Raw genomic sequence first — 16,225 nt, 5'->3', positions numbered from 1 at the left:
TACTCTTTAATAGATGGCCTCTTCTATCATGCATTTTTGGAGGGATACTATGAAATCTATGACACTATATGTTGAGAGGAATTCTCTCATTCATCACATTGATCCATTGACTAAGCTCTTATATGTTTTCGTATCAATTGCAGCCACATATATTATCCCTGATCTTAGAGCTGCAATCATCACAACCTTTATCAGTATCCTTTTACTATTAATAGGAAAGGTGTTTCGAAAAATTTTACCCATTCTAGGGGTTAGTTTCTTTTTAATTCTTTCGATCATTATCGTGCAAGGTTTATTTCACCCTAACCGTTCTACACCTTTAGTTGAAATTGGAGGATTTACTATTTACAAGGAAGGAATCTCCTATGCATGTCTCTTGGTCCTGCGAATATTTAATATGCTCTGCGCCTTTGGATTACTCATTTTAACTACAGAACCAGATGAATTAATTGATTCTCTAGTAAAAAAAGGCATGTCACGGAAGATCGGTTATGTATTTTTGTCTGTCTTACAAATTATTCCTCAAATGCGTGCAACAATGGGGAAGATCATAGATGCACAAAGATCTCGGGGGATGGAAACAGAAGGACATATATTGGTTCGTTTAAAGTCCTTTTTTCCTTTAATTGGTCCTGTCGTTCTTAATTCACTTAATGATACAAAGGAGCGTGCAATTGCCCTCGAAGTCCGTGGATTTAATGCAAAAGGAAAAAAAACTCATTTTAAAAAAGCGAGGAAATACCCCTATAGTAAAAGCTTGAAATTCACCTTATTTTTGGCCTTTATCCTAATCATTGTTGGGAGGTTAACTATATGAATAAAATACGTGTAAACGACTTGAAATATCGATATCCTCACTCAGAGAAGCTTGCACTTAATGACATTTCATTCGAAATCAAGCAAGGGGAATTCATAGGGATTGTTGGAAAAAATTCTTCCGGAAAATCCACCCTTTGCTATGCGCTAACAGGACTCGTCCCACATTTTTTTAAAGGGGCCTATGGTGGACAGGTTTTCATTGATAATTTAGAAGTCATGAAAACTGAAATTAGTGATCTTTCATTGAAGGTTGGACTCGTTTTTGAAAATCCATTTTCTCAAATTACTGGTTCAAAATTTACGGTAATTGATGAAATCGCCTTCGGGCTGGAAAACATGGGAATAGAGCGCGAAGAAATGAGTACTCGCATTGAGGCGAGCTTAAAATTATTAGATATTGAACATATAAAAGAAAAAAATCCCTTCAGCCTTTCCGGAGGTCAAATGCAGCGTGTAGCGATTGCAAGTGTACTCGCAATGCGACCAGATATATTAATATTAGATGAACCAACATCACAGCTAGATCCCCAAGGTTCAGATGAAGTCTTTAAGGTAGTTGAAAGCTTAACTAAAGAAGGAATGACAGTCATTATGGCTGAACATAAGATGGAGAAGCTAGCTCAGTATTCGGACAAAATCCTCCTATTACACGAGGGAAAGCTCATTGATTTTGACACCCCTCAAAAGATATTTTCAAAAAAAGATATATTAGATTACGGGGTCTCTCCTCCTATTTTCACAAAAATTGCTCGGGCTTTAAATATTAATAAAGAGGATAGCTTACTTCCTGTGACATTAAATGAGATCTTAACAATCAGTCCAATCAATAGTGAACGAGGTGAGAAAAAATGATGCGACTAATTATTAAAGATCTTCATTTCTCCTATTCACTTGAATCTCCTATTTTCCATGGGATAAATCTCGAGATTTCAAATCAAAGCACGGCTCTTATAGGTCAGAATGGAGCAGGTAAAACCACTCTTGTCAAATTATTAAAAGGATTATTGACTCCAAGTTCAGGTGAAATTTTAATTAATGGCATCAACACGAAAGAGCAGACTGCTGCAAAATTAGCAAAAACAATTGGGTTAGTCTTTCAAAATCCTAATGATCAAATTTTTAAAAATCGAGTAATGGATGAAGTGATGTTTGGGCCATTAAATATAGGACAAACAGTTAAAGAAGCCAAACAAAATGCAACAGAAGCACTTGAAATGGTAGGACTCAGTGAACATGCAGAACGAAACCCTTATGACTTGAGCCTTTCACAACGAAAATTGGTGACGATTGCCTCTGTCCTTGCAATGCGAACAGATATTATTATTTTTGATGAACCGACTATGGGACAGGATCATGATGGAAAGGAAAAGCTTAAAAGAATTATACGACATCTAATTAATGAGGGAAAACTTGTCTTATGCATTTTGCATGACATGGATTTTGTTGCAGAAGTATTTGAACGGACCATTATTTTTAACCAAGGAAAAATCCTTTTAGACGGCGATACACGAACCGTTTTTTCCAACGAAGAAATACTAAATATAGCTTATCTAGAACAACCATATATTACTCAATTAGGTAAACAGCTTGGCTTTACTGAAACATTCTTAAATGAAGATGAACTTATCGCACAGTGTAAGGCACGATACAATAATATTTCTATTGAATCGCTTTTTCACTTGTAAAAAATAAAAAGGTATGGCATAGTAACGTTGAAAGATTGAAAATTGAATATCTACTATTTAAGTTGTAGGGGGACCAGTGTTGCTGGTTGAGATTGTATCCGTAAGATACTGACTCTTTGAACCTGATCTGGTTGAGACCAGCGGAGGGAACATATTGAATATATTTATTTTGTATGTTTATATGTGCCCTAGGTTAAAAACCTAGGGCTTTTTATTTGAAAGACTAGTCTCTCAGCTACCATCCTTTACAGCTTAGTACAATCTAACAAGGAGGAACTCAAGTGAAAAAGTGGTTAATGATTATTGTTAGCTCATTGCTTTTATTAACAACAGCTTGCAGTAATAGCAATGATTCAGCAAGCAGTAAGAAAAAGGGATTAAAGCATGTGACTGTAGTTTTAGACTGGACACCAAATACCAATCATACAGGATTATATGTGGCAAAGGAAAAAGGATATTTTAAGGATGAAGGCTTAGATGTTGATATTATTCAGCCTGGAGAAGCTGGTGCTGATCAGCTTGTTGCTGCTGGAAAAGCACAATTCGGCATAAGTGCTCAAGAAAGTATTACAGAAGCACGTATACAAGGTGTACCGATTGTTTCGATTGCTGCCATCATTCAACATAATACATCTGGTTTTGCTTCTCCAAAGGAAAAAAATATTACTTCACCAAAGGATTTCGAAAATAAAACGTATGGTGGCTGGGGTGCACCGGTTGAAAAAGCAGTCCTTGATTCTTTAATGAAAAAAGAGCATGCCGATGTAGAAAAAACGAAGATCATTAATATGGGTGAAACTGACTTTTTTACCGCTGTAAAAAGAGATATTGATTTTGCCTGGATTTATTATGGATGGACTGGGGTCGAAGCGGAACTTCGCGGTGAGAAAATCAATATGGTCTATTTAACCGATTACTCTAACAAACTAGATTACTATACACCTGTATTAACGACGAATGAGAAAATGATAGAAAAAGATCCAGAAACGATTAAACATTTTCTTGCTGCAGCTTCCAAAGGATATACATATGCCATTGATCATCCAGACGATGCTGCAGATCTATTAATAAAAGCCGTTCCTGATTTAGATCCGAAACTTGTGAAAGCTAGTCAAAAATGGTTATCACCAAAATATCAAGATGATGCCGCGCGTTGGGGTGAGCAAAAACAAGAGATTTGGGAAAACTATGCTAGCTGGATGTATGACAATCATCTATTAGATAAAAAACTAGATAGCAAGAAAGCATTTACAAATCAATATTTACCAAAATAATAGAGGAGTGATTAAGAATGGCAAATGCATTATTAAGTATTCAAATAATCCCAAAGACAAAAAACGGTGAAAATGTGATACCTTACGTAGACGAAGCGATTTCAATTATTGACCGTTCAGGAGTGAAATATCAAGTAAATCCATTGGAGACGACAATGGAAGGAGATTTGACTGAGCTATTTGCGATCGTTGAAAAAATGAATCAACGAATGATCGAGCTTGGCAGTCCAAATGTCATTTCACAAATTAAGGTTCTTTATCAACCAAATGGGGCTTCAATGGATCAATTAACGGAGAAATATCGCTAATGAAGGCGTTACTTCAGAAAGGATGGCGGCCAATTTTGGTCATCATCCTTTTATTCATCATCTGGGAATCGATTACAAAAATATTTGCTATACCAGAATGGCTTCTTCCATCTCCAACACAAATTTTACATGAAGGGGTAACTGGTTGGGATGGGTATTCTCATCATTTACTATCAACCATTCAATTAGCCATTTTAGGTTTTATTATCGGTAGCAGTGTTGGTATTCTTATTGCCATTGGCTTGCATCTTGTTTCATTTTTTAAAGAGGCTTTTTATCCGTTATTAATTATTTCGCAAAATATTCCGATCATCGTCTTAGCACCTTTACTAGTCATTTGGTTTGGCTTTGGGATGCTACCCAAAATCATTGTTATTACACTTGTTTGCTTTTTCCCAATAGCGGTTGCTGCGCTAGATGGCTTTAGGCAAACAAGTCAGGAGTTAAAGCATTACATGCAAATGGCAGGTGCATCAAAGAGGCAATTATTCTGGAAAGTAGAGTGGCCACATGCACTGCCATCCATTTTTTCAGGATTGAAGATTTCTGCAACCTATAGTGTCATGGGTGCTGTTATTTCTGAGTGGCTTGGAGCTAATAAAGGAATTGGTGTTTACATGACCTTGGCTTCATCTTCGTTCCGTACGGATCGTGTGTTTGTAGCAATTTTCATTATTATCTTTCTCGCACTACTATTTTTTGCCTTCATCGTTCTTATCGAAAAAAAAGTGGTTAAATGGCAGCCAAAGGAAGAGGGAAACCATCATGAGTAAATTAGACATACAAAATCTAGCAAAATCATTTGGTGATCTTCAAGTAATAAAAGATCTTTCTTTTTCAATCAATGAAGGCGAATTTGTTTCTATTTTAGGACCATCTGGAAGTGGCAAAAGTACTCTTTTCCAAATGATCGGGGGCATTAGCTTACCTGATTCTGGTTCTATTTTAATAGAAGGCCAACAGGTGAATGGGAAACGTGGGGTCATCAGCTATACCCCTCAAACCCCTTCCCTCTTACCGTGGAGAACAATTTTGCAAAATGTTCTACTAGGGCAAGAAATAGCAGGAAAAATCAATAAAGAAAAAGCATTAGAAATGATTGAACGTGCAGGCTTAAAAGGATACGAACATGTCTATCCGCATGAATTATCAGGAGGGATGAAACAACGTGTTTCCTTTATTCGCAGTATGCTTAGTCCTCAATCCATCATCTGTTTAGACGAGCCATTTTCCGCTTTAGATGAATTTACCCGACTCGAAATGCAAAAATGGCTGCTATCGATTTGGTCTGAGTATAAACGCTCCATACTATTTGTCACACACAGTATTGAAGAGGCAATCTTTCTATCTGACCGAATTATTGTTCTTTCCAGCAAACCAGCTACGGTGCAGAAGGAATTCATTGTCCCTTTTAAACGTCCTAGACTAGAAGATTTGCTATTAACAGAGGAATTTTTACAATGGAAAAAAATGATCTATCAGGAATTGAGGGGTTCTCATGAATAAGCCAATCATAGATGCCCATATCCACTTGGATATGTATGAGGATATAGATGGTATGCGGATAGTAAAGGAACTGGAAAAGTATGGAGTAGAATCACTTATTTCTGTTTCACAGCATTTATCTTCTGCTCATAAAAATTTAACATTGGCACAATTGGATGGGAGGATAAAACCCGCCTTCGGTTTTCATCCCGAGCAGGCTATACCAAAGGATAGTGAAATTGCTGATCTCCAACATTTCATTGATAAATATATCAATGAAATGATTGCTGTTGGTGAAGTTGGCTTGCCATATTATTTAAGACAAGAGCAAAAGAATATTCCACTTGAACCGTATCTTGAAATATTGCAGTTATTTATTCAGCAAGCCGTTGCTTTTGATAAACCTATAGTTCTACATGCTGTCTATGATGATGCGCCACTCGTTTGCGAATTACTCGAAAAATATTCATATAATAAAGCCCATTTTCATTGGTTCAAAGGTGATCAAAAAACAACTGAACGGATGATAAGCAATGGTTACTTTATTTCGATCACACCCGATATTCTTTATGAAGTAGAAATTCAGCAGCTAGCAAAACAGTATCCATTGTCACAACTAATGGTTGAGACAGATGGACCATGGCCATTTGAAGGACCGTTCAAGGAACAAATGACTCATCCAAAAATGATTCATGAATCGATTCGGAAAATCGCAGAACTAAAACGGATGGACATTGAAGAAGTCTATCTTGTTTTGTATGAAAACACGAAACGGTTCTACTCCTTATAGGAGATGGAGGATATCCGCGAAATATTCGATTTATCCGCGGGTTTTATAATATATCTGTGAATTATTCGATTTATCCGCGATTATTTGTATATATCCGCGAAAATCCAGATATATCCGCGAATCCCCAGAAAGCAGCCTTATTTAAGAAGGCTGCTTTTCATGAAAAATTGCGGTAGGTGCTCTATATGCGCTTCCAGCATTTCATCCAAAATTTGTTTTGCCACAGTATCAGATGGTACGAGTGGATTAATTGTCATTGCCAATAATGCCGTCTCATAATTACCTGTTACTGCTGCTTCTGCCGCCACTCGTTCAAATGATTTTATCTGTTGGACCAATCCTCTTACTGCTACAGGTAAATCTCCTACGGAGATTGGTTTAGGGCCATCCTTTGTAATAATACAATTGACTTCTACTGCTGAGTCATTGGGAATACTAGCGATTGCACCATTATTTCTCGTATTAACTGGCTGAATGTCACGTTTATCATTATATATCGAGTTGATTAGACTGCAGGCAGCATCACTGTAATAGGCACCCCCACGTTTTTCTAATTGAGGTGGCTTTATGTTCAAATCCGGACTCTTATATAATTCAAATAACTCTTTCTCTAGCTTTTGAACGACCTCTGCGCGTGTTCCTTGTTTTTCTGCTGATTCAAGCTCTTCAGCGAGCATTTCACTCGTTTTATAATAGTATCGGTGATAGCCACATGGAATTACACCAAGACCTCGTATAAAGTCAGGTTCCCAAGTAAGTCCGGCAATATTTTTCATAGTCATTTCATTCTTTGGATCTGCCATGCTTTCAATGACCTTATCAAGAATGCTTTCCCCATCTAAATATACATTCAAGCCGAATACCATATGATTAAGACCCGCAAAATCTACATGGACTCGATTAGGTTCCACCTTTAATGCTTTGGCAATTCCCATGCGCATTCCAATCGGAACATTACATAATCCTACCACTTTTTTAATATTGCTATAACGTAATACTGCCTCAGTCACCATCCCTGCTGGATTAGTAAAATTCACTAGCCAAGCATTAGGGCATAATTCCTCTATGTCCTTGCAAATTTCCAAAATAACAGGTATTGTGCGCAAACCTTTAAATAATCCACCTGGCCCATTCGTTTCTTGACCGATCACATGATATTTTAAAGGAATTCGCTCATCTTTCGCACGAGCATCCAATGAGCCCACTCTAAATTGTGTCGTAACAAAGTCCGCATCCACTAACGCTTCTCTTCGGTCTATTGTGAGATGGACCTCTATGGGTACCCCTGCCTTTTCGATCATCCGCTTTGCTAGCTGTCCAATAATCTCTAATTTTTCTTTTCCTTCTTCAATATCTACGAGCCAAAGTTCTTTAACGGGAAGCTCGTGATAGCGATTAATAAATCCTTCAATTAGTTCTGGGGTATAACTGGAGCCTCCGCCTATCGTAACAATTTTTATTCCGTCCTTCATGGTATCCTCCTCAACTTTTAACATTTCATTTTGAATAAGTGCCCTTTAATGTGTTTATCTCTTGATACATCCGAATCATTTCTTGAACTAAATCACTCATTATTTCCGCACTCATCATCTGATCTTCAGCATGCATGATTAATAAGGAAAAAGGCAGCTGAGTACCTGACGCTTCTTTTTGAATTAATTGATGATGGGAATGATGTCCTTCCGTTAAAAACTTTCTAGATTCTATTAATTTATTTTCTGCTTCCTTATATTCCCCTTCTCGTGCAGCATATAGGGCCTCCATAACCAAACTTTTCGCTGTTCCCACATTGCTTATAATATGAAAAGCAGCAAGCTCCATTCCTTCCATATACGATCACCCTTTATCAAGCTAATATATTTAGGTGATGGCCTAAGCACATCACCTACTCTTTATTAGTGATTTATTCCACTATTTGAACAGTAAAGTGCAATGCCGAACCAATAGGTGAGTGTTTAAATGTATTTTTAATATGCTTGATCATTTCCTCTTGTGGTAAATCTGATACAACATCCAGTACAGCTCTAATTCTTTCAACAGATTTTAGAGATGTTTTTATCTTTTCATCCTTATAATCTTTAAAAAAATCCTGAACAAATTTAATTTGACCGGCCATTATTTGTACAACATAATGATTCATTTTCTCATTCCCTACGCTAATTTTTCTGAATTGGATTTTTCATTACTGCTATTGCTCTTCTCCAATGCTCGATTTGCTGCAATAACAAACGGTAAATATACAAGGGTGGAGACGGCTAAACATATGAAACCAACAAGTAATGCCACATAGTTTCCACCAGTACCAAGGAATGCAATGAGCGGTCCTGGTGTTGTCCATGGTACGGCATAAGCAATTGGTGGAATTAACCCTGTTACTACAGCAAGATATCCGATGATTATATTTACAGCAGGTACAAGGATAAATGGAATAATTAATATAGGATTTAATACAACAGGCAATCCGAAAATAACCGGTTCATTGATGTTAAAAAGTCCTGGACCAATAGATAATTTACCAATATCTCGATAATCCTTTCTCCTAGAGGCAATAAAAATTGCAATTAATAAACCTAATGTCATTCCTGAACCGCCATAATTTGCAAAGGCATCATTTAAAGCCCAAGTTACTGGATAAGGTGCTCCCCATGCGGTTCCATGTTCAGCAACAAAATTCAAGTTTTCCAGATTTGCCTCAGCAAACATACCTTCCCGGATGGCGGCAATTGTATTTGGACCATGAATCCCAAATACCCATAATAAATTAGAGACAATCGCCAATATAACGAGTGATACAATATTAGTTCCTAGATGTTTTAAAGGTGTTTGAAGTACTTCATAAATAAATTGATGTAGTCCTTTGGGGTAAAAAGCATTGATGATACCGTTTCCAATTGCAAAAAGAACAACAATAATAATGATTGGAAACAATACTTTAAACGAACGGGAAACAGCTGGTGGTACTGATGGATGCATATTAAATTGGAGCTTCTTATATTTTGTTAATCTACTAAAAAGTTCACCGACAATTAATCCAACAATGAGAGCAACAAATAAACCTTGTGCACCAACCCATTGTGTTGTTAAAAAGCTTCCTCCATCCACCACTTTATATGGGGGATAGATAATAAAAAATGCAGATAATCCTGTTAATCCACATAATAATTCATCTGCTTTCATAGAAATAGCCAGGTTTCTTGCTACAAGAAAGACAATAAACATAGAAAGAATATTTACCGAACCATTAATGACTGGCGAAAACACTGATTGCAAGTCGGCTAAATTTGGAAATAATTTATGCAAAAATAAAATTTTTGCAATAAACCCATCTGGTGCTAATATGGCGAAATTTAATAAGAGTACAAGCGAACCTGCCAATGTAATTGGAAAAGACAAAATAAACGCATCTCGTATGGCGATGACATGCCGTTGCGAATTAAGCTTAGAAGCAATTGGCACTAAAGCTTTTTCCGCCACCCTTTCAAACGTAGTCATAAACCCCATGAATACTCCCCCCGCAATATTAAATTAGGCTTACTTCTTAAACTTTGTTGTTGCTATTTAGGTAATGTTTTAACGTAAAGATAGCTTAAAGATCGACAAATCCTTCATTCCACAGCCTTAAATTAATCTTTAAATGCCCCTTTGTTCGTGTTCATGCATTATGCCATTAGGCTTAATGCTTTTTCCAATACTGCCATTCCATTCATTGTTCCATAATCCCTCATATCAATGACTTCCACCGGAACTCTGCCATCAATAATTTTATCAACCTGTGGTTTTTGATATCGCACTTGTGGCCCAAGTAAAACAATATCTACCTCACTTGCGACACTTTCACATTCAGAAACTGGCAAGGCAAATATTTCAATTTCTATTCCTTTTTCCTTTGCCGCATCATTCATTTTATTTACTAATAGACTAGTAGACATTCCTGCCGCGCAAACCAAAAGAAGCTTTTTCAATACAAATCCCCCTTGATTTAGTCATCATGACTTAAAAATAGTCTGACCATTACTCGCAATGACTTCTTTATACCAATAAAAACTTTTCTTCTTTATTCGACGGCTGTCTTTTTCTCCATGTTCGTCACGATTAACATAGACAAAACCATATCTTTTTTGATAACCATTTAACCAACTGAGTAAATCAGTGAAAGACCAAGTACAATAACCTATTAAATCAACACCATCCTGTATTGCTAGCCCACAAGCCTCCACATGTGAACGGAGAAATTCAATTCGATAATCATCATGTATTTGATCATTTTCTTCCAGTTTATCAAACTCACCTAAACCATTTTCGGTAATAAGTATTGGTAGTTGATAACGACTAGTTAACCGGCGTAGACCAATTCTTAAGCCTACTGGATCTATTTCCCAATCCCAATTTGTTGCCTCTAAATAAGGGTTCTTCCTTGTTTTATATTGGCCGGGAATACCATGATCCTTCGTCGTTCCTTTTTTTCCGGTCGTATTCATCGATCCCTTGCCAATCCCCCCGATCAAAGGATTCCTTTCAACTGTACCTGTTCGATAATAGTTCATACCAAGGAAATCTGGACGCCCAAATTTAAGTAACTCAAAATCTCCGTCCTCAATTGTTGGTGTGAGGCCTTCCTTTTCCAAGTAGTTCCATACAGTTTGAGGATAATGCCCCCAACAATAAATATCTAACCACCAATGGCTAGTCATTTCTTCAGCCGCTTCAAAGGCAAGTATGTCTTCTGGATGACTGCTAAAAGGATAACTTGGTGTGTATGCAAAACTAGGGCCAATTTTACCATTTGGAACAAATTTTCTAAATGATTGAATGGCTTTAGCATTTGCTAAATTAGCAATATGATTTGCTTCATACATTCGTTTAGGGTCTTGAACACTTGGAGGATGGGTACCAAGATCATACCCCATTTGGATGAAAATATTTTGCTCATTTAACGTGACCCAATACTTCACACGATCCCCATAGTGTTTAAAAAGGGTTATACAGTAATTATTAAAATCATCAATTATTTCACGTGACTCCCACCCGCCATATAAATCCATAAGGGCCTGCGGTAAATCCCAATGGTACACTGTAATAATAGGCTCAATATCATACTTTATTAATTCATTAATTAAGTTGTCATAAAACCGTAAACCCTCTTCATTAATTTTCCCTCTACCTTCAGGATAGATACGGCTCCATGCAATAGAGAAACGATAGGCCTTCAATCCCATTTCATTCATTAAAGCAACATCTTCTTTATAACGATGATAATGGTCTACAGCAACATCACCATTTGTTCCTTGAAATGTTTTCCCCGGAATTTTTGTAAAGGTATCCCATACCGAAGGACCCTTTCCATCTTCATTCCACGCCCCTTCGATTTGATAAGCAGCTGAAGCTGATCCCCATAAAAAATTTTGGGGAAAGTTGATTGTTTTTTGATGACTCATTTAATCCCTCCTCTTATTCTGCATTGTACACGTTTTCATTTTTTATAAAAGACGAATTTAAAATTTAGGATTTAATTTCGTTTAATGGCATTTGTTCCATTTTTGAAACAATCTGTTTTTTATTTATTTTTTCATGTTATGATAGTAGGAAAAAAGGTCTGAATTTTTAGTATAAGGGGACTTAATATGTTCACGAATGAAATGATTACCTCCTTTAATGAATTAGAAATTTCTTTATATAACTACATCATTAAAAATAGTGAAAAGGTCATCTATATGCGAATTAGAGAGCTAGCTGATCAAACTCATGTTTCAACCTCTACGATTCTACGATTTTGCCGAAAAATAAATTGTGATGGCTTTTCCGAGTTTAAAGTAAAGCTGAAGCTCTACTTAGATAGAAAAGAGCAAAGCAATTTAAAATCTACCAAGTATTTTCTATCAGAATTTGTGGAAAGAACGTTGAAAGGTAATTTTGAAGCCTTCATTCAGGATACTGCAGAACTAGTGGCTAAGTCAGGAAAAGTAATCTTTTTCGGAACCGGAAGCTCTGGAATATTAGCGGAGTATGGGGCTAGGTACTTTTCTAGTTTAGGTAAATTCGCTTCCTTTATTAAGGACCCTTTTTACCCAATAAATAGTAAAGACCTTAAAGACAGTACAGCAATTATTTTATCAGTTTCAGGAGAAACCGATTATACCTTAAAACTAGCAAATTTATTAAAAAGTGAAGGCAGCAAGATTGTCAGTATAACAAATAGCAAAAATTGTACGCTAGCAAAAATATCAGATATAAATATTGCCTACTATGTGACAGAAGTATATTTAGGTGAGGCAAACATTACTACGCAAATCCCTGTCATCTATATTCTTGAGGAGACCGCACATACAATTAAAAGAATTTATGAAACAGATTAAAACGGTGCCTGGCACCGTTTGTGGATAATTGTTATTCGTACTATAAACACTTTCTTATTAAACGTTACATGATTAATTTTCCTTCATTTTTTTCAAGCATTTGTTCTACTGCATTGAGCCAAGTATTTGCCATTAATGTATTCCCTATAGAGGTCATATGAACCCCATCTGTTGTAAGTTTATATTCCTTGTTAGATCCTAAATATTGAAGGAATGCCTGATGTGTCAGTACAATTTTAGCATCAAACTTATCTGCGATTCGATGGACAATTTCAACATATTTTTTTAACATGCGATTTCCTATCGACTGTGTATCTTCATCAATAATGGTAGGTTCCATCAGGATGATTTGTGCCTTTGTTTCCCGCTTCACTTGACTTAACAATTGATCATAATAATTTTCAAATTTCTCTGGATCAATTTGTTCCATTTCAGGGCGATCAAGTTGTCTCCATACATCATTGATTCCGATTGAAATAGATAAATAGTCCGGCTTTAGATTAATAACATCTCTGTCCCATCTTTCTGCTAAATCACTTATACGATTCCCACTGATCCCTCTATTAATTATCTGGTAATTGATATTTTCATAGTTAGTGATAAAATAATCCCGTATCATTCTTACATAACCAAAGCCTAAACCTTCACTGTCCTCATTTCTAGCACCATCTGTAATACTATCACCGATGAATAAAATTTTTTTCGTAATCAATGCTAATCCCCCATATCGAATATAAATTTATAAAGTTACTCTATTATGATTCGATTTCTAAAGGGGCATTCCTGCCTACGTACATTAAATTATTTTAATTAGACTAATCAAACACCCTCTCTATTAAGCGATTGACCTTTTCTCATATTTTGTTTGTTTTGAAAGCTTATCTAAAACACTACCAAATAACGAAGCAAGGACTTGCTGAAACAGCATTCCTATAATAACAGGTGTCGCAACACTCGCTGGAAAATAGGTGACCGCAATAACTGCTCCTGCACTAATATTCCGCATTCCTCCAAGAAATGTAATGGCAACAGTCGTTTCTCGATCTCTCTTCAATATTCTGCTAATCAATATGGAAAATAAATACCCTGTAAATGCGATAAAAAACACAACAATACCGATCCAAATCAGTTTTAGATTAATATGTTTTAAATGTGGTGCAATAACTGCTCCATTAAGCATTACAACTAGACCTAGAGCTAGTTTGGAAAAAGGTGATAATTTGGCTCCTATAATCTCCTGTACCTTCCCTTTTGTCATTTGGTTCAATATCATCCCTAAAATCGAAGGAACTACTACCATCCACAATAGACCATTCATTATGCTAATGATATCCATCTCCACCTTTTGACCGACAAATAAAGACAAGGTGAAAGGAACAATAAATGGTGATAATAATGTATCAATTAAAATAATAGAAAGCGTAACGGCCATATTTCCTTTATAAATAGACACCCAGATGACACTTGTGATTCCTGTTGGAATAATCATTCCTAGTACAAGACCTGTAATTGTATGTGCATCCCCACGAAAAGATAAATGGCCAATTCCAAATGCCCATAACGGCATAAAAATATGTAAAATAACCATAACTATAATCATTGAAAAAGGGTGGAAAATTGCTTGTTTAAGTGATTGAAAATTCGAACTGAGACTGCCTGAAAAGGTCATGAATGCAAATATCCAAGGAATCAGAAAAGAAAAATCTTTTATATATGTGGTTAATAACACACCAAGAATCACACTTGTTGGTGTAATCAGAGGCATTGCTTTTTGCAATTGTGTATTCAGCGTTTGCAGCAACGAAAACATCTCCTAGATAATCAACTTCTCATTATTCTACAGAAAAATAACCGATATATAATGATTTTATTGAATAGATTATTGTTTTTCGCCCTTTATGGGGAAACACAGTAATAAGAATAACAACAATCTTTAAGAAATGGAATGACATAAATAAGCACCCTTTCATTTTTTTAGAAAAAAAGAAAGAGGTGCTTTCCTTTATAATTGATAGGTAACTAGATGCTCTTTATTTTTATTTAATTTTGCTTTTATTTGCTGAGCATTCCACTTGCTATGTGCTAACTGCTCTTCCCGTTGAAGAATCATTCTTTTAACTTCTTGAGGATTCGGTCCTCCCTGAATGTTTCTGATACGAACAAAATATTCAGGTGAAATGATCTTCTTCCATTGCTTAGATGTTAAGGTGGCATCAACAAAATGATTAATCATATGATTTATATCTTGAATTTCCCAATCCTTCAGTTCTTTCTTTGCTTGTATCGTTTGAGTAGATAGATAGCTGGCAATTTTATGAGATTTTCTAAAGGAAATATTGTATTCACGTGCTAATGTGTCTGCTAATTCGGTAATTGTAATGCAGGACCTTTCTGTCATTTTTTTCAAATGATCCTTATTTACTCTTAACGTCGTAATGACTGCATACATTAGTTTTAGCACTCGATTAGCGTTATTAAAGGCACGATATAGATGGGGTTGGAGATCATCCTCTGTATCAACAATATCACCAAAAGGAGTGTTATGAATCATATTGATTGCAGCTAATGCCTCTCCATATGCGCTGCTTGCAATAGAGCGTGAATGTTCAATTGATACTGGATTCCGTTTTTGAGGCATGATGCTACTAACCTGCACATACGGATCAGCAACAAGAAAAGAACCGAATTCTCGCGTTACATGCTGTAAAAAATCTTGAATCCATCTCCCCGTGTTTACCATCAAAGTGATAAGGGCGGTGGACGTTTCTAATAAGTAATCTGCACTTGCAATCGAATCATAGGAATTCTCAATCACTTGATCGAACCCGAGCAGCTCACAGGTCCGCTCACGGCTAATGGGAAATCCCGTTGTCGTTAACGCAGCTGCACCTAATGGAGATTGATTCACTGTTTGATACGCGGATTCTAATCGCTTTATATCTCTTTGTAGCACATCATAGATTGCCAACAAATAATGACCTAAGGTCGTCGGCTGAGCAGGTTGTGTATGTGTATATCCTGTCATATAAGTTTCTAAATGCTGATCAGCTTGAAACAATAATACCTCACTTAGTCGATAGGCATTTTCAATCGTCGTTACCAGATGTTCCCTAAGAACTAAACGATACATCGCCACCCCCATATCATTTCTGCTTCTGCCAATATGGATTTTACCCGCTAATTCAGGTCCAATCTCTTCGCCAATTTTGGCCTCCATCATGAAAAATAAATCTTCATATTCTGGTTGGTAGGTTAAAGATTGATAGTCAGTTTTTGCGATCTTATTTATTCCCGCTAACATCTTTCGCGCTTCGGTTATCGGGATAATTTTCTGTTCAGAAAGCATAATCACATGTGCCCGATGAATATCGAACATTACATCAAATAAATAATCCCTTTGATCATTGAAAACGGGTTTTAATAATTCCTCCACATACGTTTTCCCCGGAAACTGTGATCCTTCTGATTCGATAAAATCATTGATTGATTTCATGTTATCTCTCCTATATGC

18 protein-coding genes and 1 riboswitch are annotated in these 16,225 nt (G+C 36.3%); of the genes, 9 read left to right on the top strand and 9 right to left on the bottom strand.

The genetic code is table 11. The annotated features are described in order from the left end of the window. Window positions 1–49 precede the first annotated feature (49 nt). The 8 genes from I5818_RS05305 to I5818_RS05270 all read left to right on the top strand — a co-directional run bounded on the left by I5818_RS05305 (window position 50) and on the right by I5818_RS05270 (window position 6,361). Window positions 50–817 (top strand): energy-coupling factor transporter transmembrane component T family protein, encoded by a 768-nt coding sequence (locus I5818_RS05305; RefSeq protein ID WP_078110332.1) that lies wholly within the window; start codon window positions 50–52, stop codon window positions 815–817. Further along, window positions 814–1,671, top strand: coding sequence for an energy-coupling factor ABC transporter ATP-binding protein (locus I5818_RS05300; protein WP_078110333.1), 858 nt, complete (start codon window positions 814–816; stop codon window positions 1,669–1,671). Before I5818_RS05305 ends, I5818_RS05300 begins: the two co-directional genes overlap by 4 nt. Then, the gene (locus I5818_RS05295; RefSeq protein WP_078110334.1) at window positions 1,668–2,504 is read left to right on the top strand and encodes an energy-coupling factor ABC transporter ATP-binding protein; all 837 of its coding nucleotides are present in this window, start codon (window positions 1,668–1,670) and stop codon (window positions 2,502–2,504) included. The genes I5818_RS05300 and I5818_RS05295 overlap by 4 nt, the downstream gene beginning before the upstream one ends. 56 nt (window positions 2,505–2,560) lie before the next feature. Further along, a riboswitch (TPP riboswitch) is annotated at window positions 2,561–2,670 on the top strand. Window positions 2,671–2,785: 115 nt separating this feature from the next. After that, a complete protein-coding gene (locus I5818_RS05290; protein ID WP_071975117.1) occupies window positions 2,786–3,778 on the top strand; it encodes an ABC transporter substrate-binding protein in 993 nt (330 codons plus the stop codon). A 17-nt stretch (window positions 3,779–3,795) separates the two neighbouring features. Continuing rightward, entirely contained in the window at window positions 3,796–4,086 is a 291-nt protein-coding gene (locus I5818_RS05285; protein WP_058003501.1) for a thiamine-binding protein, read from the top strand. Continuing rightward, on the top strand, window positions 4,086–4,859 hold the full coding sequence (locus tag I5818_RS05280) for an ABC transporter permease (protein WP_078110335.1): 774 nt from the start codon (window positions 4,086–4,088) through the stop codon (window positions 4,857–4,859). The genes I5818_RS05285 and I5818_RS05280 overlap by 1 nt, the downstream gene beginning before the upstream one ends. Next, window positions 4,852–5,592 carry an ABC transporter ATP-binding protein gene (locus tag I5818_RS05275; protein ID WP_058003499.1) on the top strand — a complete coding sequence of 247 codons (741 nt, stop codon included), beginning with the start codon at window positions 4,852–4,854 and terminating at the stop codon, window positions 5,590–5,592. Before I5818_RS05280 ends, I5818_RS05275 begins: the two co-directional genes overlap by 8 nt. Next, window positions 5,585–6,361 carry a TatD family hydrolase gene (locus tag I5818_RS05270; RefSeq protein ID WP_078110336.1) on the top strand — a complete coding sequence of 259 codons (777 nt, stop codon included), beginning with the start codon at window positions 5,585–5,587 and terminating at the stop codon, window positions 6,359–6,361. The genes I5818_RS05275 and I5818_RS05270 overlap by 8 nt, the downstream gene beginning before the upstream one ends. Before the next feature lie 137 nt (window positions 6,362–6,498). On the opposite strand, the gene I5818_RS05265 is transcribed toward I5818_RS05270, so the two are convergent. The 6 genes from I5818_RS05265 to I5818_RS05240 form a co-directional block, all read right to left on the bottom strand. Further along, on the bottom strand, window positions 6,499–7,833 hold the full coding sequence (locus tag I5818_RS05265) for a 6-phospho-beta-glucosidase (RefSeq protein ID WP_078110337.1): 1,335 nt from the start codon (window positions 7,831–7,833) through the stop codon (window positions 6,499–6,501). A 25-nt stretch (window positions 7,834–7,858) separates the two neighbouring features. Further along, window positions 7,859–8,191: a PTS lactose/cellobiose transporter subunit IIA gene (locus tag I5818_RS05260; RefSeq protein WP_071975121.1), complete on the bottom strand. Its 333-nt coding sequence runs from the start codon at window positions 8,189–8,191 to the stop codon at window positions 7,859–7,861. Window positions 8,192–8,264: 73 nt separating this feature from the next. Beyond that, the gene (locus I5818_RS05255; protein ID WP_058003495.1) at window positions 8,265–8,501 is read right to left on the bottom strand and encodes a hypothetical protein; all 237 of its coding nucleotides are present in this window, start codon (window positions 8,499–8,501) and stop codon (window positions 8,265–8,267) included. Between the two features lie 11 nt (window positions 8,502–8,512). After that, the gene (locus I5818_RS05250) at window positions 8,513–9,862 is read right to left on the bottom strand and encodes a PTS sugar transporter subunit IIC (RefSeq protein WP_071975122.1); all 1,350 of its coding nucleotides are present in this window, start codon (window positions 9,860–9,862) and stop codon (window positions 8,513–8,515) included. 158 nt (window positions 9,863–10,020) lie between these two features. After that, window positions 10,021–10,323 carry a PTS sugar transporter subunit IIB gene (locus I5818_RS05245; RefSeq protein ID WP_071975123.1) on the bottom strand — a complete coding sequence of 101 codons (303 nt, stop codon included), beginning with the start codon at window positions 10,321–10,323 and terminating at the stop codon, window positions 10,021–10,023. Window positions 10,324–10,347: 24 nt separating this feature from the next. Beyond that, window positions 10,348–11,796 (bottom strand): glycoside hydrolase family 1 protein, encoded by a 1,449-nt coding sequence (locus I5818_RS05240; RefSeq protein WP_071975124.1) that lies wholly within the window; start codon window positions 11,794–11,796, stop codon window positions 10,348–10,350. Between the two features lie 186 nt (window positions 11,797–11,982). Here I5818_RS05240 and I5818_RS05235 point away from each other — a divergent pair, with 186 nt between their 5' ends. Further along, window positions 11,983–12,714 (top strand): MurR/RpiR family transcriptional regulator, encoded by a 732-nt coding sequence (locus I5818_RS05235; protein ID WP_071975125.1) that lies wholly within the window; start codon window positions 11,983–11,985, stop codon window positions 12,712–12,714. 64 nt (window positions 12,715–12,778) lie between these two features. Here I5818_RS05235 and I5818_RS05230 read toward each other — a convergent pair whose 3' ends face one another. From I5818_RS05230 to argH, 3 genes are all read right to left on the bottom strand, one after another. Next, window positions 12,779–13,426, bottom strand: coding sequence for an SGNH/GDSL hydrolase family protein (locus I5818_RS05230; RefSeq protein ID WP_139358146.1), 648 nt, complete (start codon window positions 13,424–13,426; stop codon window positions 12,779–12,781). A gap of 123 nt (window positions 13,427–13,549) precedes the next feature. Then, on the bottom strand, window positions 13,550–14,524 hold the full coding sequence (locus I5818_RS05225; protein WP_390883567.1) for a bile acid:sodium symporter family protein: 975 nt from the start codon (window positions 14,522–14,524) through the stop codon (window positions 13,550–13,552). Between the two features lie 192 nt (window positions 14,525–14,716). Then, window positions 14,717–16,207 carry an argininosuccinate lyase gene (gene argH, locus I5818_RS05220; protein ID WP_078110339.1) on the bottom strand — a complete coding sequence of 497 codons (1,491 nt, stop codon included), beginning with the start codon at window positions 16,205–16,207 and terminating at the stop codon, window positions 14,717–14,719. Between the last annotated feature and the right edge of the window lie 18 nt (window positions 16,208–16,225).

This window comes from Heyndrickxia oleronia, assembly GCF_017809215.1.
GTDB classification, from domain to species: Bacteria; Bacillota; Bacilli; order Bacillales; family Bacillaceae_C; genus Heyndrickxia; species Heyndrickxia oleronia.
The sequence above is the reverse complement of the archived record's forward strand: the minus strand, read 5'-3'. Positions and strand labels throughout refer to the sequence as shown.

Bases quoted from the DNA above. Each gene is read 5' to 3' on its own strand.
- I5818_RS05295 (WP_078110334.1), top strand. From the start codon at position 1,668: ATGATGCGACTAATTATTAAAGATCTTCATTTCTCCTATTCACTTGAA.
- I5818_RS05235 (WP_071975125.1), top strand. From the start codon at position 11,983: ATGTTCACGAATGAAATGATTACCTCCTTTAATGAATTAGAAATTTCT.
- argH (WP_078110339.1), bottom strand. From the start codon at position 16,207: ATGAAATCAATCAATGATTTTATCGAATCAGAAGGATCACAGTTTCCG.
- I5818_RS05255 (WP_058003495.1), bottom strand. From the start codon at position 8,501: ATGAATCATTATGTTGTACAAATAATGGCCGGTCAAATTAAATTTGTT.
- I5818_RS05285 (WP_058003501.1), top strand. From the start codon at position 3,796: ATGGCAAATGCATTATTAAGTATTCAAATAATCCCAAAGACAAAAAAC.
- I5818_RS05300 (WP_078110333.1), top strand. From the start codon at position 814: ATGAATAAAATACGTGTAAACGACTTGAAATATCGATATCCTCACTCA.
- I5818_RS05265 (WP_078110337.1), bottom strand. From the start codon at position 7,833: ATGAAGGACGGAATAAAAATTGTTACGATAGGCGGAGGCTCCAGTTAT.
- I5818_RS05250 (WP_071975122.1), bottom strand. From the start codon at position 9,862: ATGGGGTTTATGACTACGTTTGAAAGGGTGGCGGAAAAAGCTTTAGTG.
- I5818_RS05225 (WP_390883567.1), bottom strand. From the start codon at position 14,524: ATGTTTTCGTTGCTGCAAACGCTGAATACACAATTGCAAAAAGCAATG.
- I5818_RS05280 (WP_078110335.1), top strand. From the start codon at position 4,086: ATGAAGGCGTTACTTCAGAAAGGATGGCGGCCAATTTTGGTCATCATC.
- I5818_RS05240 (WP_071975124.1), bottom strand. From the start codon at position 11,796: ATGAGTCATCAAAAAACAATCAACTTTCCCCAAAATTTTTTATGGGGA.
- I5818_RS05270 (WP_078110336.1), top strand. From the start codon at position 5,585: ATGAATAAGCCAATCATAGATGCCCATATCCACTTGGATATGTATGAG.
- I5818_RS05260 (WP_071975121.1), bottom strand. From the start codon at position 8,191: ATGGAAGGAATGGAGCTTGCTGCTTTTCATATTATAAGCAATGTGGGA.
- I5818_RS05275 (WP_058003499.1), top strand. From the start codon at position 4,852: ATGAGTAAATTAGACATACAAAATCTAGCAAAATCATTTGGTGATCTT.
- I5818_RS05305 (WP_078110332.1), top strand. From the start codon at position 50: ATGAAATCTATGACACTATATGTTGAGAGGAATTCTCTCATTCATCAC.